At 70.7% G+C, this 21,676-nt stretch carries 19 protein-coding genes and 2 tRNA genes; 9 read left to right on the forward strand and 12 right to left on the reverse strand.

All coding sequences use genetic code 11. The annotated features are described in order from the left end of the window. Positions 1–53 precede the first annotated feature (53 nt). The 6 genes from OWM54_RS02315 to OWM54_RS02340 all read right to left on the reverse strand — a co-directional run bounded on the left by OWM54_RS02315 (position 54) and on the right by OWM54_RS02340 (position 4,587). A tRNA-Thr gene (locus tag OWM54_RS02315) sits at positions 54–126 on the reverse strand. Between the two features lie 128 nt (positions 127–254). Continuing rightward, the gene (gene rlmB / locus OWM54_RS02320; protein WP_223751716.1) at positions 255–1,061 is read right to left on the reverse strand and encodes a 23S rRNA (guanosine(2251)-2'-O)-methyltransferase RlmB; all 807 of its coding nucleotides are present in this window, start codon (positions 1,059–1,061) and stop codon (positions 255–257) included. A 5-nt stretch (positions 1,062–1,066) separates the two neighbouring features. Then, a complete protein-coding gene (locus OWM54_RS02325) occupies positions 1,067–1,516 on the reverse strand; it encodes a hypothetical protein (RefSeq protein ID WP_267696509.1) in 450 nt (149 codons plus the stop codon). 63 nt (positions 1,517–1,579) lie between these two features. After that, positions 1,580–2,575 (reverse strand): ATP-grasp domain-containing protein, encoded by a 996-nt coding sequence (locus OWM54_RS02330; RefSeq protein ID WP_223751718.1) that lies wholly within the window; start codon positions 2,573–2,575, stop codon positions 1,580–1,582. An 84-nt stretch (positions 2,576–2,659) separates the two neighbouring features. Then, positions 2,660–3,943, reverse strand: a complete 1,284-nt coding sequence (gene cglB, locus OWM54_RS02335; protein ID WP_223751719.1) for an adventurous gliding motility lipoprotein CglB — start codon at positions 3,941–3,943, stop codon at positions 2,660–2,662. Positions 3,944–4,194: 251 nt separating this feature from the next. Next, a complete protein-coding gene (locus OWM54_RS02340; protein WP_223784642.1) occupies positions 4,195–4,587 on the reverse strand; it encodes a hypothetical protein in 393 nt (130 codons plus the stop codon). Positions 4,588–4,674: 87 nt separating this feature from the next. On the opposite strand from OWM54_RS02340, the gene OWM54_RS02345 reads away from it, so the two are divergent. From OWM54_RS02345 to hrpB, 4 genes are all read left to right on the forward strand, one after another. Next, entirely contained in the window at positions 4,675–5,313 is a 639-nt protein-coding gene (locus OWM54_RS02345; protein WP_223751721.1) for a HEAT repeat domain-containing protein, read from the forward strand. Positions 5,314–5,347: 34 nt separating this feature from the next. Further along, a complete protein-coding gene (locus tag OWM54_RS02350; RefSeq protein WP_267696510.1) occupies positions 5,348–6,052 on the forward strand; it encodes an HAD family hydrolase in 705 nt (234 codons plus the stop codon). 71 nt (positions 6,053–6,123) lie between these two features. After that, entirely contained in the window at positions 6,124–7,791 is a 1,668-nt protein-coding gene (locus OWM54_RS02355) for a hypothetical protein (RefSeq protein WP_267696511.1), read from the forward strand. Between the two features lie 305 nt (positions 7,792–8,096). Continuing rightward, positions 8,097–10,661 carry an ATP-dependent helicase HrpB gene (gene hrpB, locus OWM54_RS02360; RefSeq protein WP_223784645.1) on the forward strand — a complete coding sequence of 855 codons (2,565 nt, stop codon included), beginning with the start codon at positions 8,097–8,099 and terminating at the stop codon, positions 10,659–10,661. Between the two features lie 12 nt (positions 10,662–10,673). On the opposite strand, the gene OWM54_RS02365 is transcribed toward hrpB, so the two are convergent. After that, positions 10,674–11,150 carry a GNAT family N-acetyltransferase gene (locus OWM54_RS02365; protein WP_141332227.1) on the reverse strand — a complete coding sequence of 159 codons (477 nt, stop codon included), beginning with the start codon at positions 11,148–11,150 and terminating at the stop codon, positions 10,674–10,676. A gap of 78 nt (positions 11,151–11,228) precedes the next feature. Here OWM54_RS02365 and OWM54_RS02370 point away from each other — a divergent pair, with 78 nt between their 5' ends. The 3 genes from OWM54_RS02370 (at position 11,229) to OWM54_RS02380 (ending at position 14,397) form a co-directional block, all read left to right on the forward strand. Then, positions 11,229–12,398: an MFS transporter gene (locus OWM54_RS02370; protein ID WP_223751725.1), complete on the forward strand. Its 1,170-nt coding sequence runs from the start codon at positions 11,229–11,231 to the stop codon at positions 12,396–12,398. A 14-nt stretch (positions 12,399–12,412) separates the two neighbouring features. Then, complete coding sequence (locus tag OWM54_RS02375; protein WP_141332229.1) at positions 12,413–13,465, forward strand: hypothetical protein; 1,053 nt, start codon at positions 12,413–12,415, stop codon at positions 13,463–13,465. 122 nt (positions 13,466–13,587) lie between these two features. Then, positions 13,588–14,397 (forward strand): hypothetical protein, encoded by an 810-nt coding sequence (locus OWM54_RS02380; protein ID WP_267696512.1) that lies wholly within the window; start codon positions 13,588–13,590, stop codon positions 14,395–14,397. Between the two features lie 90 nt (positions 14,398–14,487). Here OWM54_RS02380 and fdxA read toward each other — a convergent pair whose 3' ends face one another. The 4 genes from fdxA to OWM54_RS02400 all read right to left on the reverse strand — a co-directional run bounded on the left by fdxA (position 14,488) and on the right by OWM54_RS02400 (position 17,696). After that, a complete protein-coding gene (gene fdxA, locus OWM54_RS02385; RefSeq protein ID WP_223751727.1) occupies positions 14,488–14,823 on the reverse strand; it encodes a ferredoxin FdxA in 336 nt (111 codons plus the stop codon). Positions 14,824–14,931: 108 nt separating this feature from the next. After that, positions 14,932–16,020 (reverse strand): aspartate-semialdehyde dehydrogenase, encoded by a 1,089-nt coding sequence (gene asd, locus OWM54_RS02390; protein ID WP_267696513.1) that lies wholly within the window; start codon positions 16,018–16,020, stop codon positions 14,932–14,934. Between the two features lie 73 nt (positions 16,021–16,093). Next, positions 16,094–16,447 carry a rhodanese-like domain-containing protein gene (locus tag OWM54_RS02395; protein WP_223751729.1) on the reverse strand — a complete coding sequence of 118 codons (354 nt, stop codon included), beginning with the start codon at positions 16,445–16,447 and terminating at the stop codon, positions 16,094–16,096. Positions 16,448–16,544: 97 nt separating this feature from the next. Next, positions 16,545–17,696: an acyl-CoA dehydrogenase family protein gene (locus tag OWM54_RS02400; protein ID WP_267696514.1), complete on the reverse strand. Its 1,152-nt coding sequence runs from the start codon at positions 17,694–17,696 to the stop codon at positions 16,545–16,547. Between the two features lie 160 nt (positions 17,697–17,856). Here OWM54_RS02400 and OWM54_RS02405 point away from each other — a divergent pair. Then, positions 17,857–17,928 (forward strand) — tRNA-Cys (locus OWM54_RS02405). A 98-nt stretch (positions 17,929–18,026) separates the two neighbouring features. Here the strand turns inward: OWM54_RS02405 and OWM54_RS02410 are convergent. Continuing rightward, positions 18,027–19,679 carry a right-handed parallel beta-helix repeat-containing protein gene (locus OWM54_RS02410; RefSeq protein WP_267696515.1) on the reverse strand — a complete coding sequence of 551 codons (1,653 nt, stop codon included), beginning with the start codon at positions 19,677–19,679 and terminating at the stop codon, positions 18,027–18,029. Between the two features lie 120 nt (positions 19,680–19,799). On the opposite strand from OWM54_RS02410, the gene OWM54_RS02415 reads away from it, so the two are divergent. Then, entirely contained in the window at positions 19,800–21,581 is a 1,782-nt protein-coding gene (locus tag OWM54_RS02415; RefSeq protein ID WP_267696516.1) for a SpoIID/LytB domain-containing protein, read from the forward strand. The last annotated feature ends 95 nt before the right edge of the window (positions 21,582–21,676 follow it).

The following is a 21,676-nucleotide window of genomic DNA, read 5'->3' on the forward strand; positions in this document are numbered from 1 at the left end:
ACTGCCCCCCGCACTGCTCGTCCCGGGCCCTCATCCGCGGCCCCGTCCTGCTTGGCCGGCGGCGGGACTTGAACCCGCGACCTACTGATTACAAATCAGTTGCTCTACCGACTGAGCTACACCGGCACTCATCGGCTCCTGCCCTACCCTACCTGCACCGAAGCCGTCAACCACCCGACTCCGATGTGCGAGGCGCGCCCTTTTAGAAGTCCCCATCACCCAAGTCAAGGAGATTGATCCCGGGTTCAGACCGACTAACGGGAGGAGCTGCTCCCCCGCTGGCGGGCGACCTCGTATAGCAGAATGCCGGCCGAAACGGACGCATTGAGTGAACCGACCTGACCCGCCATGGGAATCCGCAGGCGGTGGTCGCAGTGCTTGAGCACACCCTCCCTCACCCCTCCCCCCTCGGCGCCCACGACGAGGGCCAGGGGGCCGTCCAGCCGGGCGCTCCACATGGGCTCGGTCGCGTCCACGTCGGCCGCGGCCACCCAGAGCCCTGCCTCCTTCAGTTGCTCCAGGGCGCGCGAGATGTTCACCACCCGGGCGATGAGGCAGTGCTCCACCGCTCCGGCGGACGCCTTGGCCACCGTCCCCGTCACCTGGACGGCCCGGTCCTTGGCGATGACCACCCCATGGGCCCCGAGCGCATGGGCCGACCGGATGATGGCCCCCAGGTTGTGCGGATCCTGGATGCCGTCGAGCACGACCACGAGCGCGGGCCGCTTGCTGGCCTGGGCCGCGTCGAGGAGGTCCTCGAGTTCCGCGTACTTGAAGCCCCGGAGCTCCAGCACCACGCCCTGGTGCACGCCGCCGTCGGCCATCACGGCCAGCCGCTCGCGCGACACCTTCTCGACGCGGACGCCCGCGTCCCGGGCGCGGCTGAGCAGCTCCCCCGCGGCCTTGGCCGCGAGCTGTCCCTCCACGATGAACAACCGCTCGACCTCATCCGGCCGGGCCCGCAGGGCCTCGAGGACCGGATTCACCCCATAGACGTGCCGCGCGGAGGAATCTCCCCCCTCGCGCTCGCCTCGACCACCTCGGGAGGAACGCTCACGCATGGGGACTAGAGGACCTCGACAGGGACGGAGAGGGTCTTCTGCTGACGCGCGCAGATCTTCTCCGTGCAGATGAAGAAGACGAGCTTGGCGTCCACCGAGCCCTTGCCCGCGGCGACCGCGGTGAAGGGGACCTCGAAGCGGGGGTCGGCGAACTCCTGACCCGCGGCCTTCTTGGAGACCGAGTCCTCGCGGCCCAGCTTCTCCTTGGCCACGGTGAGCTGGGTGCCCTTCACGTCCAGCTTCAGCGGGGCCTCCTCGGAGACATGCGCGCCGGACTTCGTCTTCACCGAGACCACGAACACGCCCTTCTCTCCCGCCTTCACCTGGGAGGAGGAGCCGTCGGTGGACACGTCATAGAGGCTGGCGGGGTCCACCTCGTTCGCGGACGCCGGGGCCGCCCAGACGCAGGCCACCAGCAGGGCGGCGACGGAGGTGACGCTTCGGATGTGCGACATGGCTGGGTCTCCTGGATGCGGGGGTTGCGTATCACGCCTCGACGTGAGGTGCCGGGATTCTGTTCACGCGCCCTCCGAGCCGCTCCGCGGCGCACGGCTCGCGCGCTTCTTGCGCGGTGATGGGACGAGGGCACTCGCGAGCGGGCTCGGTGGGAGCAGGTCCGGCATCGACACAGGCTCCGCGCCCGCGACCAGCTCCTCGGCCCGGATGATGATGGGGGTGGCCAGGTCCATGCCCGTCACCGCCTCCATCTCCGGCAGCGCGGGAGAGCTGTTCACCTCGAAGACCTTGGACTGGCCCTGGACGTCCAGGAGGTCCACGGCCGCGACCTCCAGGCCCACCAGCCGGGTGGCCTTCTCCGCCGTGGCCCGCTGCCCCGGGGACAGGTCCATCTCCTCCAGACGCGCGCCCTTGATGAGCGTGTGGGCGAGCCGGCCCGGGCGAGGACGCCTGCGGACGGCCGCGATCGCCCTGCCGCCCACCACCAGCACGCGCACATCCTGGCTGGTGCTCTTCACGTACTCCTGCATCACCAGGTTGTGCCCCAGGCCCAGCACCGCCTCGAGCGCGGCCTCCAGGGACTGGAGGCTCTCGCACACCATCACCCCGTGCTTCTCCTGCCCCTGCAGCAGCTTCACCAGGACGGGGACACCGCCCACCAGGCCCACCATCTCCTTGAGCTGGGCGGCGTCGCGCGCCATCACCGTGGCGGGGATGTCGATGCCGTGCGCGGACAACAGCTGCAGCGAGCGCATCTTGCTGCGCGACTGCGCGATGGCCTGCGCGTGGTTCACCAGCGGCACGCCGTGGAGCGCGAACTGGTTCACCACCGCCAGGCCATAGGTGTTGATGGACTGGGCGATGCGCGGCAGCACCACGTCGGTGGGCGCCAGCTTCTTGCGGTCGTAATAGAGGGTGGCGCTTCCCCCTCCATCCAGGTGCATCTGCACCCGGAGAGGGTTGAGAACGCGGAGCTGATGCCCCCTCGCGCGCCCCGCCTCGACAAGACGTCGGGTGGACGGAATGGAAGCGGAGCGCGAGAGAAGGGTGACTTTCATGGGCAGGGGCGGCAACCGGGCCGGAGGCGGACGGGACCTATAATCCCCACCACCCCCGGGGTAAAGCCGCCCCCGGCCGCCTGCTCAGCGCTGACGGATGGCGCGGATCTCGATCTTGATGGGATCTTCCGGGCGCGAGTTCTTGATGCGGTCGCACGTGGCGCCGTTGAAGAGCACACCTTCGTCCGTGAGGCTCCACGTCCCATCACCCGCCTGGAGCCGCTCTTCCTCGACGTACACGACGATGAGCTGGGGGTTGGACGGCAGCTGCGGGCCCTTCAGGGGGATCAGGCACGGCTCGGGGTTGATGACTTCCTTGCTGATGCGCTCGAGCGCCGCCGCGAGCTCCTCTTGGTTGCCCGCCTGGTAGAAGGTCCGGCTGCACAGGCCTGTCGCCGCGATGCAGGTGTCATTGGCGCCGCACGCCGTCGGGTCATCCGCGCAGGAGCGGGCGAAGCCACCCGCCGCGGCCATGGCCTGCAGCACCGCGGTGCCCTCGCCCGTCGCGGTCTCCGCGCCGAAGCCGATGACGATGGTCGTCACGCCTGCGGCCTTCAACTCCTGAACCGCCGTCACGGAGGCGTTCGTGTCCAGGCAGCCGCGCCGCTCGAAGGCGGTGCCCGCCGTGGAGCAACCGGTGGCGGAGATGGTGCACTTGCACTGGGCCGGGTTCTCCGCACCGGAGTACTCATTGGCCTCATTGCAGTTGGGCAGACCATCCGTCAGCAGGATGACGAAGTTCTTGCGGTCCGGGTCCTTCAACGCCTCCAGGCTTCCGACGAACCGGAGGCTGCCACTGGTGGGCGTGCCGCCGATGGGCTGCCCCGTGCCGAAGTTGGGGATGCCCTGGAGGATGGCGTTGATGGAGTTGGCGTGCTCGAGCAGCGAGCCGTCGTCCTCGACTGCGGGAAGGTCCTTGCGCACGGACGTCGCCGAGGCCTTGGTGCACGCCTCGACGCCCGAGTTGCCCGTGGCCTCCGGGTAGGTCGTCAGGCCGAAGCGCACGAACGGACCGCTGGTCGCGAGGAACTGGGGGACGGCGGCCTGGAGATCCGTCCAGCGCGTGGGGCACGTGTCCGTGGGGCACGCCAGCGACTGGCCGCACACCACCAGGTTGCCCTGGTTGTTGCGCACCATGCAGGTGGGCTCGCTCGGATTCACCGGCAGCGTCATGGAGCCGGAGACGTCCACCAACAGCATGATGTTGGGCTTGCTCGACAGGGCCGAGATGGTCTCCTCGACCGTCGTCTGCGCGATGGCGAGCGGCTCCACCGGCTCGAAGTCGTAGGACTGACAGCCCGTGACGACGCCTGCGAGGGCGCCCAGAGCAAGGGCGCTCAGGCTCAGGAGGTTCAACTTGGCGCGCATAGGTGATGAATTCCTTCTGCTTCTATGGGGGGACGCGGAGCTCCGCGCGGCCGGGCTCTTCAGGGGGACGGCTTGGGCGCAAGAGTAACGCGTGACTCCCCCTGGAGGCTACAGCCTCAAGAGGAGGGGTCCGAGGGTTCGGATGAGACTGCGAGGTTACAGCAGGAGCCGACGCGCCTCGTCGACAGGCGCACACCCGGAGCGGAGCAGACGACATTGTCGCCTGCCTGGCGCGCCTCGGGGTGGAGTGGCTAGAGCGACAGCGTGCGGGCGCCCTGCGTGAGGCGCCAGAGGGAGGCGAGCCCCATCACCTCGTCCAGGGCGCCACTCAGTGCCTCCGGCGGGTAGCCACACAGGCGCACCGTGGTGTCGCAGGCGATCAACCTCGCCCCCAGCGCCCTCGCCTCCTCCAGCATCTTCGCGGGGGCCAGCACGCCCAGCCTCTCACCTCGCGCGTGCTCCTCCCGCTCGCGCTCGCCGTCGGGGTGACCGAAGGTTCCGTCCACCCAGGCACGGAGGGCATCGAAGGCGAGGACGAAGTAGACCTCGTCCCCCATGGCCACCGCGGTGATGCCCATGGAGGCGGCCTGGAACGCCGGCTCATACGTGGCGTGCTGCAGAAAGAAGAAGACCCGTCCAGCCATCGACGAAGCACCTTACCGGGGTTCGAGTCCGGGCGGGCAAAAGGCGTATAACCCTGGACCTCCCCCCTCCCCTCGCCGAGGCGCCCCATGTCGACCCCGACCTCGCCGCCCCCCTCCACCTTCGCTCCTCGCGCCACGCGGGGACGACGATGGCGCGCCCTCGTGCTCGGCGCCGGACTGCTGGCCACCTCCGCTGGCTCCGCGCTGGCCTACTCCCGGGGCGCTGGCGAGCCTCCTCCCACGGCCACTCCTCCTCGCGACCTGCGCGCGCAGGTGGAGTCCCTGCTCGATGCCTCCCAGGGCACACCGCGCGACGAGCAACTCCGACGGCTCGGGCCTCAGGCCGTGCCTGTCCTCAGCTCGCTGGTGATGGATGGCTCCGCGCCCTCGACGCGACGGGCCCGGGCCGTGGCCTCGCTGGCATTGGTGGACCCGACGCAGAGCGCGCACTCCATCCAGGAGGTGCTGGAGGACGCACGCGCTCCCGCGGACGTTCGCGCGAGCGCCGCGGGAGCCCTGGCGCGCTGCCTGGGAATCGACGCCATTCCTTCGCTCTCCGCCCGCCTCACGGACCAGCAGGAGCCCGTGCGGGAGGCCGTCGCCCTGGCGCTCGGACGGCTCGGCGGACAGCAGGTCCGACAGGCACTCGAGGAGCGACTCCCCTTGGAGGAGCGTCCCCTCGTGCGAGAGGCGCTCCAGCGCGGCCTCAGCCTCGCGGAGCCGTGACTCGGCGCTCGCCTCGGCCCGAGCCTTCCGTTAGATGGGGTCCATGCGTCCCACGGTCCTCCTGTTCGATATCGACGGCACCCTCATCACCACTGGCGGCGCGGGCCGCCGCGCCATGGACCGTGCCTTCGAGCAGCTCCACGGCCGCCGCGATGCGTGCGACTCGTTCCCCATGTCCGGCATGACCGACCGGGGCATCGTCCGGAAGGCCCTGCGCGTCATCGGCGTCGAGGACACCGAAGCGGCCATCGACGCGGGCATCGCCGCCTACCTCACGCACCTGGCGGACGAGGTGCGGAAGGTCGATGCGCAGCGCTACCTCGTCTACCCCGGCATGCGAGAGGCCGTGCAGGCGGCGCGTGGCCTCGAGGGCTTCGCGGTGGGACTGGGGACCGGCAACGTGCGCGAGGGCGCTCGCGTGAAGCTGGAGCGCGTCGGCATCCATGACCAGTTCGCCTTCGGTGGCTTCGGCTGCGACCACGAGGACCGCGTGGAGCTCATCCGCCGGGGCGCGGAGGCGGGCGCGGCGCTGCTCGGGGTGCCTCGCGACGAGTGCCGGGTGGTCATCATCGGCGACACCCCCAAGGACGTCGACGCGGCCCTGGGCATCGGCGCCGAGTGCATCGGCGTGGGGACCGGGACCTTCACCGCCGAGGCCCTGTTGAAGGCCGGCGCTCACGCGGCCTTCGCCGACTTCTCGCACCGCGACGCCCTTCCGACCCTGCTCGGCCGAAGCTGAGGCCCCCGCCCGCGCTCGGAGCCGAGCCCGGGCTGTGGTATCTCCCGCCGCCCTTCCGAGGAGCCCGCCGCATGTCATCCACGCTCGAGTCCTATGAGCTCATCCGCTTCGCCGAGGCCTTCGAGGCACGGCTCGCCACCGCGGGGGAGATGCTCGCTGGCCGCCCCGGCCTCGATGCCGAGAAGAGCTGGCTGGCCACCGCCCTGGAGCTGGTGCGCACCACCCGCGCTCCCGCCGCTGGGGTCGTCGACCGGGTGAAGGACCTGCCCGAGCTCGATGAGGCCCGCGAGGAGTTCGCCTTCCACCAGCAAGGCCTGTGGGTCGATGCGCTGGAGAAGCTGCACGCGGGCATCACCTTCACCGCGAGCAGCCGCGCCCCCGTCATCGAGGCGCTCTTCCCCCACCTCAAGTTCGCGCAGCTCCGCCGCGCCCCCCGGGACACCATCTTCGAGTACGCGACCTCCTACGACCGTCGCACCCGCAGCGCCTACGTCACGCGCATCTTCGCTCGCGACGACTTCGCGCTCGTCCGGCCCGTGATGGAGCAGGTGGCCACGGCGCACGCCGCCTGGCGCTCCAGTCATGAGCCCGCGCCGCTGTCCCCGGAACAGGAGGCGGTGCTGCGCGAGGAACTGGTCAACCTCGGCCGCAAGCTGGAAGTGGCGCTGCGCCAGGCGCGTCTTCTCTCCGAGGCCGCGCTCGTTCCCGTGCCCAGCGTCCATGAGGCCGCGGCGCTCGGACTCAAGCCCAAGCGCCGCGCGGGACGCGGTCTCGCTCCGTCCGACGAGGGACTCGGCGCGCTCGACCTCGAGCCCTCGGACTCCATGGAGCCCACCGAGGCTGAGCTCGCCGAGGTCGCCGCGCTCGACTCTCCTCTCGAGGAGGGTGACGCGCCGCCCGCAGCTCCGCTCGAGACATCCGGGGTGGAGCAGCCGGCTCTCGATGAGCCCACCGAGGCGATGGAGGGAGACTCCGCGGACCTCGCCACCTCGTACGATGCGGACTCCGCCACTGTTGACAACGACGTGGCAGATACAACCGAGAATACCGATGGGGGCTCCGAGGAACACGTGAACGGGCGCGCCACGGCCGCCGTCATGACGGCCCCTATCGCGACAGGCGCGCATGCAACGGCGGAGGAGCCCCGCGTGAAGGCGGGTCGCGGACCCCGACGTCCTTCGGGTACGGCCGAAACCGGCGCGGCCACCACCCGCGCTGCGTCGACGCCGGGTGTCCATCTGGGTGTGGCCGACGCGGGGGCAGATGCGCCTCCCGTCGCTTCGACACAGGACGCTCGGCATGGTGCGACCACCCACTCGGGCTCCACTGAGGACACGGCCTCTGTTTCGATGGGTTCCGAGGAAGCGGCTTCAAGCCCGAGCGATGGAGCGGCTTCTTCCGAAGGGCCTCGCGGCTCGACGGGACGTGGACGGAGGCGTGAGGGCGGAACGAACCTGACGGCGAATGACAGCGCGGGTTCGGGCGACACAGGCACCTCGGCTCCACGCGGCCGGCGAGGCACAGGCGCATCCCCGGGCGCCCCATCCGGTTCCGGAGAGGACACGGGTGGCACTCCTCGTGGCCGGAAGCGTGAGTCGAGCGACGACACCGAGGCCTCCCAGGAGCACCGCACTCGCGGTGCCCGAGACTCCGAGGCGGCTCGGGCGCAGGCCCCTTCCGTGCGGAAGAAGCGAAACGCGACGTCACCTTCCGGCGGGGCGGGCAGCGAGACACCGTGAGCGAGCCTCCGCGCGCGTTGAGCGGAGACCGGACATGACGGATGCCGACCGCCCCTTCCAGCGGGCTTCTCCACATTGGCGAGGCCCGTTCACCCATGCGAGCCCAAGGCGTGCGCGAGAGCACACCGGCCAGGATGGATGCCGCCCTTCCGTACTGCGAGCCGCACGCGCCATCGTGCGGCGCCCCGTGAGCGAGCCCCGGCTCGCGCCTGAATGGATGCCGCCCTTCCCCACTGCGTGCCGCACGCGCCATTGTGCGACGCCCCGTGAGCGAGCCCCGGCTCGCCCCTGAGAGGACACCCGCCATGGCGGATGCCACCCTTCCCATCGACCCGCTCCTCCCGGAGATCGTCTCCACGCTGCGCGGCGCTCGCTCGCTCGTGCTCGAAGCACCTCCCGGCGCGGGCAAGACGACCCGAGTCCCCCGCGCCCTGCTCGAAGCCGGTCTCGGCGCGGGCAAGGAGATCGTCGTCCTCCAGCCGCGCCGACTGCCCACCCGGCTCGCCGCCCAGCGTGTCTCCGAGGAGCTCGGCGAGCGCGTGGGAGAAACTGTCGGCTACCAGGTCCGCTTCGAGGATGTCCGCAGCGCGAAGACGCGCATGTCCTTCGTCACCGAGGGCGTCCTCGGCCGACGCCTCCTCTCCGACCCCACCCTCCGCGACGTCGGCATCGTCGTGCTCGATGAGTTCCACGAGCGCCACCTGTCCGCCGACATCTCCCTCGCGATGCTCCGTCGACTCCAGGAGACGCGTCGCCCGGACCTCAAGCTCGTCGTCATGTCCGCGACCCTGGAGGCCGAACCCGTCCGGGCGTACCTCGGAGGTTGTCCCTCTCTTCGCTCCCAGGGACGCCGCTTCGACGTGAGCGTCGAATACCTCCCGACTCCCGATGACCGGCACCTGGACCAGCAGGTCCTCTCCGGCATCAAGCGCCTGTTCACCCAGGGCGTCGACGGCGATGTGCTCGTCTTCCTCCCCGGCGCCGGAGAGATCCGCCGCACCCGCGACGCCTGCGCCGAGTTCGCCGAACGCCACGACACCGACGTCCTCCCCCTCCACGGCGACCTGTCCCCCGCGGAGCAGGACCGCGCCGTGCGCAGGAGCTCGCGCCGGAAGATCATCCTCTCCACCAACGTGGCCGAGACCTCCGTCACCATCGACGGCGTCGCCGTGGTCATCGACACGGGCCTCGCGCGCGTGGCCAGCCACTCGCCCTGGTCAGGACTCCCCACGCTCAAGCTGTCCAAGGTCAGCCGCGCCTCCGCCGTCCAGCGCGCAGGCCGCGCCGGCCGCACCCGCGCCGGGCACTGCCTTCGCCTCTACACCCAGCACGACTTCGACGGTCGCCCGGAACAGGACGCGCCCGAGATCCGCCGCATGGACCTGGCGGAGACCATCCTGTCCCTTCGCGCCTCCGGCGTGACCGACCTGACCGCCTTCCCCTTCTTCGAGCCACCTCCCACCGCCTCGCTCGACGCGGCGGAGACGCTGCTGCGTCGCCTCGGCGCGGTGGATGCCAAGGGGGCCGTCACCGACGTGGGCCAGCGCCTCCTGCGCTTCCCTGTCCACCCGCGCCAGGCTCGCATCATCGTCGAAGGCGAGCGACGCGGTGTCGGCGCCGACGCGGCCACCCTCGCGGCCCTCATGGGCGAGCGCGACATCCGCCGCGAGGCTCGCGCCAACCTCGGGGGTGGCCAGCGCGCCGCCGCCGTCGTCAGTGGCCCCTCGGATCTGCTCGAGCTCCTCGAACGCTTCCGCGAAGCCGAGCGCTCCAACTTCTCCTCCGGACGCCTCCACTCCCTCTCGCTCGAACAGGGCGCGGTGCAGTCCGTGGACCGCGTGCAGAAGCAGCTCCGCCGCGCCGTGCGAAGCCAGGGCGAGCGCCCGCACCGACCCGAGGACGTGGAACAGGCCCTCATGCTCAGCGTCCTCGCGGGCTACCCGGACCGCGTCGCGCGACGTCGTCGACCCCGCGCGCCCGAGCTGCTGCTCTTCGGCGGCGGCACCGCGTCCCTCTCCGAGCTGAGCGTCGTCCAGGACGCGGACCTGATGGTCGCCGCGGACGCGGAGGAGCGCCCCGGCCGCGGCGCCGTGGTGCGACTGGCCAGCGCCGTGGAGCCCGAGTGGCTGCTGGACCTCTACCCGGAGACGCTCGAGGAGGTGGACACCCTCCAGTGGAACGCCGAGGCGCGCCGCGTGGAGCGCCTCACCCGCCTGTCCTACGGCAACCTCGTCCTCGAGGAGACCCGAACGCCCGCGCCCGCCTCCGAGGCCACCGCGCGCGTCCTCGTCGAAGCCGCGCTCGCCGCCGGCCCCGGCCGCTTCGCCGAGCCCGAGGCGCTGGAGCAATGGCGCACCCGCGTGGCCCTGCTCGCCCAGGCCTTCCCCGAGGCGAAGTTCCCCACCGTCGACGACACCTTCCTGCGCGATGCGCTCGCGTCCCTGTGCTCGGACGCGCGCAGCTTCAAGGACCTGGAGGGCGTCTCGCTGCTCGACGCGCTCTACGCGCGCCTCACCTCGGAACAGCAGCGACTGCTCGCCACACACGCTCCCGAGCGCGTCACCCTCCCGGGCGGCCGGGGCGTCAAGGTGAACTACGAGCCGGGCAAGCCGCCCTGGGTGGAGTCACGGCTCCAGGACTTCTTCGGGATGGCGCAGGGGCCCAGCGTGTGCGCGGGCCGCGTGCCGCTGGTGCTGCACCTGCTCGCGCCCAACATGCGCGCCGTGCAGGTGACGACCGACCTGGCGGGTTTCTGGGAGCGACACTACCCGGCGCTGCGCAAGGAGCTGGGGCGCAAGTACCCGCGCCACTCCTGGCCGGAGGACCCCAGGCACGCACAGCCTCCCGCGCCCCGTCCTCCGCGCCGCTGAAACCACGGCCACCTAGAAGCGCTTGCGCATCTCCAGGTGGTCGATGCCGCCCTCGAGGAACACGGTGCCCACCTCGGTGTAGCCGTGCTTCTTGTAGAACTCGAGCGCGTAGAGCTGCGCGTGCAGCATGATGCCCTTGACCCCGCGGCGGACCGCTTCCGCCTCCAGGGTCGTCAAAAGCAGCGAGCCCACGCGGGCCTTGCGATGCGCCTGCAGCACCGCCATGCGCCCCACCTGCCCCCAGGGGCCCTGCTCGCCCTCGGGCGCTTGAGGCAACATCACCAGCCGCCCCGTGCCGATGGCGTGGCCTCCCTGGTGGGCGATGATGTGGTACGCGTTCGCGTCCTCGGCATCGCGCTCGATGCCCTCGGGGACGTGCTGCTCCTCGATGAACACCACCTCGCGGATGGCGAGCGCCTGCATGAGCTCCGCCTCGTCCCGGATCTGGGCGACGGTGACGGGCGCGGAAATGTCCGTGGAACTGGCCATGTCGAGGGCAAGGTACACAAAAGGCAGCGAGGTCAACAGGCGGAAAAGCACCCGGACATGTCAAGGTCCCAACCGTCCATGAGCCCCCGCCCCGTCGCCAGCCGCCTGCCGCTGGCGGGCTTCTACTTCCTCTACTTCGCCGCGGTGGGCATCGTCCTCCCGTTCCTGCCCGCCTGGTTCAAGTCGCTGTCGCTGTCCGCGACGCAGGTGGGGCTGCTCCTGTGCCTCAGCCCCTTGGCCTCCCTGCTCGTTCCGCCGATGTGGGGCCACCTCGCCGACCGCACCGGCCGTGCGTCCCGGGTCCTCACCGTGCTGGCGCTCGGCGCGGCGCTCGCCTTCGCGCTCGTGGGCCGCGCGCGGACCTTCGACACGCTCGTGCCGGCCATGGCGCTGTACGCGTGCTTCGTCTGCGCCTTCACGCCCCTCATGGACAGCCTCACCCTGCACCATGTCGCGCGCACCGGGGACAGCTTCGCGCACGTGCGGCTTTTCGGCTCCGTGGGGTTCATCACCTCGACGGTGCTCTTCGGCTGGCTCGTCACGGGCGTGAACGAGTGGGTGGTCCTGGTCCCGCTCGCGCTGCTGTCCGCGCTCGTGCCCTGGAGCTTCACCCTGCGGGACACCGCCGCGCCCAGCCGGGGCCTGAGCCCGCTGGCGGGCCTGGCGCTCCTGAGACACCCGGACCTGCGCTGGCTGCTCGCCGCCACCAGCCTGCATTGGATGGCGTGCGCGCCCTTCCACGGGACCTTCTCCATCCACGTCATGTCGCTGGGCCTGTCGCCCGCGGTGGTCGGCACGGTGGCGGGCATCGGCGTCATCGCGGAGGTGGCGGTGATGGCGTTCTACTCGCGCGTGGCCAAGGACACCGCGCCGCGCGTCGTGCTGGCCGTGGCCTTCGTCGCGAGCGCGGTGCGCTGGGGCGGCATGGCCCTGGTGTCGTCCCCCGAGGGCATGGTGCTGATAGCGCCCTTGCACGGGATGACCTTCGGTGCGTTCTACGTGGCCAGCGTGGCGTTCCTGTCGCGACGCGTGCCCCCGGAGCTGCGCGCGTCCGGGCAGGCGCTGTTCGCGGCGTTCACCTTCGGACTCGGCGGACTGGTGGGCTACCTGTCGTCGGGAGTGGGCTACGACTGGCTCGGCGGCCACCGGCTCTTCGCGGTGGCAGGCGTGGTGGAGCTGGTCGCCGCGGGCCTGGTCCTGCGGGCGTCCGCCGTGCCCGCCCCACTCTCCACGACGAGCCCGGGATGATAGGCTGCCGGGTGATGCGTACCGCCCGACTGCTCGTCCTCGCCCTGGGGCTGCTGGCCAGCCCCGCACTCGCCCAGCCCGAGTTCTTCTTCGGCACCGGAGAGGCTCCCGTCTTCCGCGAGGAGGCCATCGACAAACGCTTCCTGCGCACGCGCCTGTTCCAGGCCCTGGACCAGGGCACCGCCGACGCCAACTGCGCGCAGGTGGTGGGCGCGTACCTGACGCTGCTCGGCGAGGTGGGCACGCAGTTCCACAAGCGCGACGAGAACTTCATGCTGGATCCGGCGCTCGTGCAGGCGCTGAACACCCAGCTGGTGACGGACCGCTTCCCGGGCAACAGCTACTTCGTCACCATGGTGCGACGGGTGCTCATCGACAAGCAGCTGCGCCCCGACTGGTTGAAGACGGCCGAGTCGCTCGTCCCCTACTACCCGGCCATCGACATGGCACGGCTGCGCTTCCTCGCCGACGGCACGAAGCCGGTGGACAGCTTCCTGCTCACGCTGCCGGTGCTGCGAGAGCGGTACAAGGAGGAGGTCCAGCGGGTGAACTCGGTGGCCGTCTCCACCGCCGAGGCCCTGTTCCGCGACAACTACCTGGACCACGAGCTGGCGTTCAGCGGCCTGGAGCTGGTGGACGTGAAGCTGGAGAAGCCCAAGAAGAAGAAGCTCAAGAAGGGCGAGGAGCCGGAGCCGGAGCGCATGGTGGCCCGCCTCATCTGGACGGAGCCCGAGCCCGCGCCGACGGCGACCTACGAGTTCCAGTTCGGCAAGCCGCGCAAGCGCGAGCGCGTGGAGGTCGTCGCCATCCTCCAGGACAAGCAGTACGTGGACCTCAACAAGCTGCTCAAGGGCAACACCGTCCTCGTGAGGGGTCGCTTCTGGGAGTACAAGAAGGGCCTGTCGTCCATCGAGCTGCGCGACGCGCTCCTCTTCCAGGAGCGGGACTGGGCGCGCATCGGCGGGCTCGTGGAGCCCATGGCGCTGGCCTCCTGTCCCCTGGCTGTCAACGACCTGACCGGCATCGCACCGGTGCAGCCCGGAGCGTTCGGCTCGAAGCCGCGCTGAAGGCCCATCCCACGCCAGAGCCTGGACCTCCATCGGCTGGGACGGTGACGCCACCGTCCCATGGGGAGCCTTTTGGCATGACCGCTGCTTCGTGTCGCCCCCGCACTCCAGCGAGGGATGACATGAAGGTCGACACCGACGCCTCCACCGACAGCGGTACCTCCACCCGACGGCCCGCCGACGGCGAGCGCTTCCAGCGAGCCCTCCAGGAGTCCGCTTCCCGCCGCCCCTCGGCCCCCCCGCCCCGGCCCGCGCCCGGCGAGCCCAGGGCCTCTCCAGGCGTAAAGGCGCGCCCGCCGAGCCTCCCGCTCGGAGCCCGGAGCCTCGCCACCGTCCGGACCACCACCACCGTGCTCTCGACCTCCCGCGGGGTGCTGGCCAGTCCCGAGCGGCTGGGCATGGTCCGACAGGCGATGCACGTCGAGTCCCACCGGCTGGGTGCGGTGCGGAGTGAAGCGCAGGTCCTGAATCAGGAGCGGACCGAGCAGCGCCTCACGGAGCTCGTCGTCCGGGAGGTCTCCCGTCAGGCGGCGCAGCTCCCCACGACGCCCGGGTCGAGCACTCCCAGGACCGAGCCCGTCCCCGTGGACAACCCACGGCTGGTCCCTACCCAGGAGGGCCCGCTTCCGGAGGCGCGGCAGTTGGCCCCGGCGTCGACGGGAGCAAGCCCACCCGAGCCACCGAGCCGCGTGGAGTCGACCCTGGAGGTCATCGAGCGCATCGAGGTCCTGGTGAAGTCACAGCGCCCCGCGCTGAGCCTCAGCGTCCGAGGCAGCCTGCACGCCACGGTGGAGGTGGAGCGGACGGGTCCCCGTGAAGTCTCGCTGCGCATCCAGGGCCACCAGGGGCCCGTCCCCGACACGGAGCTCACCCGACTGCGCGAGGCCCTGGAGGCACGCGGGCTCCGGCTGCGTTCGCTGAGCGCGGGCTGAATGAGGCGCCCCGCAATGGCGAAGGCCCTCGCGCCGGAAACAAGCGGGAGGGCCTTCTCGAGACTCACGGGCGCGACAGGCGCCAGCGGACTACTTGCCGGGCGCGTCACTCAGGAGGGAGCGCTTGTCCTCCTTGTCCTTGTACTCCTCGGCCTCGGGGAGGGACGTCTTCTTCTCCGCGATGTTGGGCCACTTGGACGAGAAGTCCGCGTTCAGCGCCTTGTAGTCCTTCCACTTCGCGGGGAGCTCGGTCTCCGGGAAGATGGCCTTGGTGGGGCACACGGGCTCGCACGCGCCACAGTCGATGCACTCGTCCGGGTGGATGACCAGGAAGTTCGCACCCTCGTAGAAACAGTTGACCGGGCAGACCTCGACACAGTCTGTGTACTTGCACTTGATGCAAGGGTCCGCGACGACGTAGGCCATGAAAGCTCTCCTCTAGAAATCTTCAGCGCGTCCGTGGGCGCGCAGACTAATGGTTCGTTACAGGGATGGCACCCTGAATTTGTGCCATCGGTCCGACGCGCGGCGGTGTCAGCCGAGCAACCCCTGGGCCCGCAGCTGCTCGGCCACCAGGATGGACCCACGCGCCGCTCCCATCTTCGTATTGTGGGAGACGAGCACGTACTTGAAGCCGTTCTCCAGGACACCATCCTCGCGCACGCGTCCGACGGTGGTGGCCATGCCTCCATGGGTCTCCCGGTCCAACCGGGGCTGAGGACGGAACGGGTCGTCCAGCACCTCGATCCACCGGGGGGGCGAGGACGGCAGGTCACGGGCCACCTCGGCGCCGCGCCACTCGCGCATCGCCTGGGTGACTTCAGCCACCGTGGCCTTGGTGCCCAGCGAGACGAAGACGGACTCGGTGTGGCCCTCCATCACGGCCACGCGGGTGCAGGTGCAGGAGACCCGGAGGTCGTGGGGCGTGAGGGCGGAGCCGTCCTGGCCCAACGCGCCGAGGATCTTCTTCGTCTCCACCTCGACCTTGTGCTCCTCCTTGGGGATGTAGGGGATGACGTTGTCGAGGATGTCCATGCCGATGACGCCCGGCGAGCGGCCGGCGCCGGACATGGCCTGCAGGCTGGTCATCAGCACGGCCTTCACACCGAAGCGCTCGACGAGCGGCGCGAGCGTCACGGCCAGGCCCGTCGTCGTGCAGTTGGGGCTGGGGACTATGAAGCCCTTCCAGCCGCGGCGGCGCTGCTGCTCGCGCACGAGCGGCGCGTGCGAGGCGTTGACGGGCGGGATGAGCAGCGGGACGTCGTCCTCGTAGCGGAAGGCGCTCGCGGCGGAGAAGACGGGGATGTCCCGGGCCAGCCGGGGCTCCAGCTCACGCGCGACGTCCGCCTCCACGGCGGAGAAGACCAGGTCGTAGTCCTGGGCCTGGAGCGCGTCGCCGCTGACCACCTGCATGCGGGCGATTTCAGGCGAGAGCGGCTCGGAGACGAACCACGCCGTCATGCCGTTGGCCGTGCGCAGGGCGTCCCCGTAGGATTTGCCCGCCGAGCGAGGCGACGCGGCCAGGCCGGTCAGCTCGATGAAGGGGTGGTTCCTGAGGGCGGCGATGAACTGCTGCCCCGCGAGTCCGGTGGCGCCGATGAGGGCGGCACGAAGCTTGGCCATGGGAACGGTTCTCCAAGGGAGGAAGTCCGCCGCTCCATACACCCTTTGACGACGCACCGCATCCAGGAGAAACCTAACGATGCAGGCCCGCCACCTGGGCCCGGACGTGACGCTCGGTGGGATAGCCCCCGCGAATCCAGGCGGGGAGGCCTCCGTCGAGGCAGACGGCCTTGCGCCCGTGCATGCGCAGCAGGCGACAGACGCGGCGCACATCCGAGCCGTCCGGCGCGCCGCCACAGAGGACGATGAGCTCGTCGTCGGGCAGCATCCGGTGGTCCCGGGCCACCTCCGTGGGCAACATCCTCAGGGCACCGGGGATGTGCAAGTCGTGGTGCTCCCAGTCGAAGGGGGCCCGGCAGTCGATGACGAGCAGCTCGTCATCTCCCAGCCGCAGGTACAGCTCGGTACACAGGATGGTGGGCTCCACCAACACCTCCGCGGGGGCTCTCCGGTCTCAACCCGGGGCCCCCGGGGCCTCTTCCGTCCCGCCTGGTCGCCTGCCCCTCCCCCACGTCCCGAACGGCCTACAGGCCGAGCTGCTTGGCGATGATTTCGTTCATCACCTCGCTGGCGCCGCCGCCGATGGGCCCCAGGCGGGCGTCGCGCCAGTGACGCTGGATGTCGTACTCCATCATGTAGCCGGCGCCGCCGTGGAGCTGCAGGCACTCGTCCGCGACGCGGCACGCCGTCTCGGTGGCCACCTTCTTGGCCATGGAGGTCTGGGCGACGGCCCACTCCCCCGCCGCGTGCAGCCGGAGCGCGTGGTAGGTGAGCTGGCGCGCGCACTCGCGGGCGGTGAACAGGTCCGCCAGCTTGTGCCGCACCACCTGCATCTGGCTGAGCGACTGGCCGAAGGCGCGGCGCGACTTCACGTGCTCGACGACGCGCTCCAGCATGTCCTCCATGGCGCCCACCGCGCCCAGCGCGAGCGACAGGCGCTCCCACTGGAAGTTGCCCATGATCTGCGAGAAGCCCTGGTCCTCCACCCCCAGCAGGTTCTCCGCGGGGATCCGGCAGTCCTCGAAGAACAGCTCGGCGGTGTCCGAGGCGCGCCAGCCCAGCTTCTTGAGCTTGCGGCTCACCGTGAAGCCCGGCGTGTCCTTCTCCACCACCAGCATGGACAGGCCCTTGTGGCCCCTGGAGGGGTCCGTCTTCACGGCCAGGACGATGAAGTCCGCGCGCACGCCGTTGGTGATGTACGTCTTGGAGCCGTTGACGACGTAGTGCGCCCCGTCACGGCGCGCGGTGGTGCGCAGCCCCGCGACGTCCGAGCCGGCGTCCGGCTCCGTGATTCCGAGCGCGCCGATCTTCTCGCCGCGAATCGCGGGGGCGAGCCACCGGCGCTTCTGCGCGTCCGTGCCGAACAGGTGCAGCGGTCCGGTGGAGATGGTGAACTGGGCGCCCAGGCCCGCGGACACCCCACCCGAGCCGCAGCGGCCCAGCTCCTCCAGGAGCACCGCCTCGTAGAGCACGCCGGCGTCCGTGCCGCCGTACGCCTCCGGGTACTTCAGGCCCAGGAAGCCCAGCTCGCCGAAGCGCGCGAAGAGCTCCCGGGGGAACTCCTCCGCCTCCTCCCAGCGCGCCACGTGGGGGAGGATCTCCTTCTCCACCACCGCCCTCACCGTACGGCGAAAGGCCTCGTGCTCCTCCTGGTACACCCCATGCCCATGCAGCATCACGCGACTCCTCGGTCGTCTCGAGCACGCGACGTCCACCCGAGGCGGACATCACCGTTTCCGCGCGAATCGTACCGTCACGTCAGGACCCGGGGGCCGGTTCCGTTGATTCCTTGACCGGGTGGTGGCTGGCTGCGTATAAACCCGGCCCCAAGTCGTCGGCGCCATAGCCAAGTGGTAAGGCAAAGGTCTGCAAAACCTTCATTCCCCGGTTCGAATCCGGGTGGCGCCTCATAGACAAGGCCCGATGCGGAGAGTCGCTCCGCATCGGGCCTTTTCATTTCCGGGCGTCAGGTGCGCCCTCCCCCGCGGAGCAGGCCGTCGGCCGGGTCAGCAGCCCATCTCGACGGCGCCGATGTCGGGGGCGCCGCCGCAGAACGGCAGGCCCACGTCGACGCCCCGGTCCACGGCCTGGGGACCGGGACCGAAGGCCTCGCCCAGGTCGGCGGAGCCGCTGGAGGACGACGCGTCCCCGGTGGTGGCGAGGAACTGCTCGGTCCCCACCATGGCGCCCTGGCTCTTGAACTGGCCGCTGGCCGCGAAGAGGTTGTTGCCCAGCTTCAGGCCCGGCGCCTGACCGCCCAGGTCCACGGCGACGGAGCCATCCAGGATGTTGTTCTGCACCACCGCGGACTGGGTGGGGCCGCCGGTGCCGTGGCCGATGATGAGGCCGGTCGTCGTGCCGGTGACGGTGTTGTTCACCACCACGGTGCCCTGGGAGTTCTCCAGGCGGATGCCGGTGCCCTCGCCGCCGTTGGCGTTGGAGATGCCGTGCACGCGGTTGCGGCGCACGACGATGCCGGAGGGCACGGGGCCCTCGTGGTTGCCACCCACGGAGATGCCCTTGGCGCCGTCGTAGATTTCATTGTCCTCCACCAGCACGTTGCTCGCGGAGTAGTGGATGACGACGACGTCCCCCTTCGCGGTGCTCGAGGGGCGGAACTGGTGCATGCGGTTGTTGCGGATGACCACGCCGTAGCAGGTCTTGATGTCCACCGCGTTCTCACGGTTGGCGTAGAAGTGGTTGTTCTCCACGACGAGGCCATCCGCGGGCGGCAGCGAGCTGAAGCCCTCCGGCCCCAGGCACTGCACGGAGTCGCCCGAGTTCGAGTGGATGTCGTTGTTGCGCACGGTGATGTCCTTGGACGTGGGCTGCACGACGACGCCGTGCGAGTCCTGGTTGCCCGTCGTCTTCAGGAAGTCGTGGATGTGGTTGTTCTCGATGATGGCGCCCGTGGCCTTGTTGAAGGTCGTCACGGCCGCGCCGCCGCCGCCGTGGTGCAGGTGGGAGTTCACCAGCATGGAGCCGGTGACGTCGCCCTCGAAGGTGACACCGAAGATGGGCTGGCGCTGCACGTCCAGCTCGAACCCGTCGATGACCCAGTGCGGCTGACGCACCTGCACCATGCCGCCGCTGCCGGGGCCCGGGACGATGCGCGGGCTGCCCTCGCCCTGCAGCGTGATCTTCGCGCCCTCGGTGCCCGCCTTCGCGTTGGCGCCGATGATGACGCGCTCGGCGTAGGTGCCGGCCTGCACGCGGATGACCTCACCGGGGCCCGCGAGGCTCACGGCCCTGGTGATGGTCTTCAGCGGCTGCGCGGCGCTGCCGTCCCCGTTGTCGTCGCCCGAGGGGCTCACCACCCACTCGCGGGTGAAGGACTGCGCGGACGCGGAGGCGGGCGCGAGCCCGTTCGCCTGGATGCCCGGCTGCGGCGAGGGCGTGGCGATGACGGCGTGGTCCGCATGGTCCGGCAACGCCTCCACGGGAGTCCCCGCCACGGGCTGCACGCCGATGGCCGGCAGGCTGCCCGTCGTGGGCTGCGACGCGGGCGCGCGCGTCGTGGAGACGCCAGGGATGTTCGGCGTGGGAACGAAGGCATCCAGGCCCGCTGCGTGAGCGGTCGTACCGAGCATGAGCAGGCTGGTGGCCACGGCGGCCACGGGAGTCTTCAGCTTCAGGAAGTTGCCTTTGGAAATTCGCATGAGCAGGACCAACGCGAGACGCGCCGCGTTCTATTCGCCACAGGACAAGTGGACCCGGACGGGCTCACGGGCGTCCGGTCCGTGACACGCCCCGGACTGACGGGTACGGTGTCGCCCCCCGTGCGCACCGCCGTCCCGCTCCTGCTCTCCGCCCTGCTGCTCGCCACCTGCGCGAGCCCCAAGCCGCCGTCCCGAACCACCACCCCGGTGGACGGGCGAGCGGACGAGCGCCAGGAGGTGCCCGTCGACGCGGGCACGCAGCCGCCCGTGGACGCAGGGGTCGCGGACGCGGGCGAGGAGCCCCCTGCTCCCGCGCCGCTCCCGGACGCGCTGTCGCAGGGCATCCCCGGTCCGGGAGAGCTCAAGCGCCTGGACTTCCGAGGCGGAGAGCCCCGGCTGCCCATCCGCCTCATGGAGGGCCGGCGCGAGGCGACGTTCTCGCCCCGAGGGCGGATGCGGATGCGCTTCGGCGGGCCGGAGGACAAGGTGCTGGACGCGGCGGCGGGCACGCGGTGGACGGTGCGCGTGACGCAGGCGGAGGCCGCGGTGCTGTCCGCGCGGGTGCAGCTGAGCGAGCACCGCTTCGCGGACAAGGAGGGTCTGGCCGCGGCGCAGGAGGAGTGGAAGGCGCGAGGCCTCGCGGTGCGCACGCACGTGCTGGGCGCGGTGTACGGCATCGCGGGCAAGGTCATCGACAACCGGCGCACGCTGCTGCTCGTCGACGAGACGCTCACGCCCGAGGAGGCGGCGGCGCGACAGGCGGAGCTGTTGCGCACGTTCGGCGTGCGCACGACGCTGTTCGAGGAGGCGAAGACGCCGGGGCGCGGCATCCTCGAGGTGCGCGACGAGTCCGGCGCGGTGGTGGGGCTGGCGCAGGACCGGCTGGACACGGAGACGCCGGACGGCGCGGGCTTCGACGTGCGCCAGGTGGAGTTCGGCGTGGGCTACGACTTCCACGGCTTCGAGGACCGCACGTTCCGGGGCTCGCTCCAGTTCGCCGTGGACCGCGCGGGCCTGCTCGCGGTGGTCAACGTGGTGCCCCTGGAGGACCTGCTCAAGGGCCTGGTGCCGGCGGAGATCTTCGCGCGCGCCCACTCGGAGGCGCTCAAGGCCCAGGCCGTCACCGCGCGCGGCGAGGTGCTCGCGAAGGTGGGCATCAAGCACCTGGCGGACCCGTACCTGCTCTGCTCGGAGCAGCACTGCGCGGTGTACCGGGGACGCACGGGAGAGGCGGCCAGCACCACCGCCGCGGTGGAGGCCACCCGGGGCGAGGCGCTCTTCAGCGCGGAGGGCCGGCTGGTGGACTCCGTCTACAGCGCGGTGTGCGGCGGCCACACGGAGGACAACGACATCGTCTGGGGCGGCCCTCCGGACCCGAGTCTCCGGGGACGTCCGGACATCCTCGTGCCGGTGGCCTCGGGCCCCTCCCCTTCCCGCCTGGCCGCGTGGCTGGCCACGTCGGAGGTCGGGGCCGCCTGCCGGCTCTCCAGCTTCGCGCAGCCGAGCAAGTTCCGCTGGGAGAAGCGCTTCACGGCGGCCCAGGTGGACGCGCTGGTGGCCCGGCTGGGCGTGGGCCGCGTGCAGGCGATGGAGCTGACCGAGCGGGGCGTGTCCGGCCGGGCGCGGGTGCTGACGCTGTCCGGGGACAAGGGGGCCACGCAGGTGCGTGGAGAGCTGAACATCCGCAGGCTCTTCGGGATGCTCAACAGCAGCATGGCCCTGGTGGACGCCGAGCGGGACGCCGAGGGCCGGCCCACCCACTGGCTTTTCCGTGGCGGCGGCTGGGGCCACGGAGTAGGGATGTGTCAGACTGGCGCCATCGGCCGAGCCGAGGCCGGACATCGCTACCAGGACATCCTCCGCCACTACTTCAATGGTGCTGAAGTCGCCCCCATCTACTGAGCTCGAAAAAGGGGCGCGCGCGGGGAACCGTGCACGTTTCGCGAATGTCCCTCCCAGTCCACCTGTTCTGCCGCGAACGGGACGGGACTAGGCAG

Origin of the sequence: Myxococcus sp. MISCRS1, from assembly GCF_026626605.1 — a bacterium.
Lineage (GTDB): Bacteria > Myxococcota > Myxococcia > Myxococcales > Myxococcaceae > Myxococcus > Myxococcus fulvus.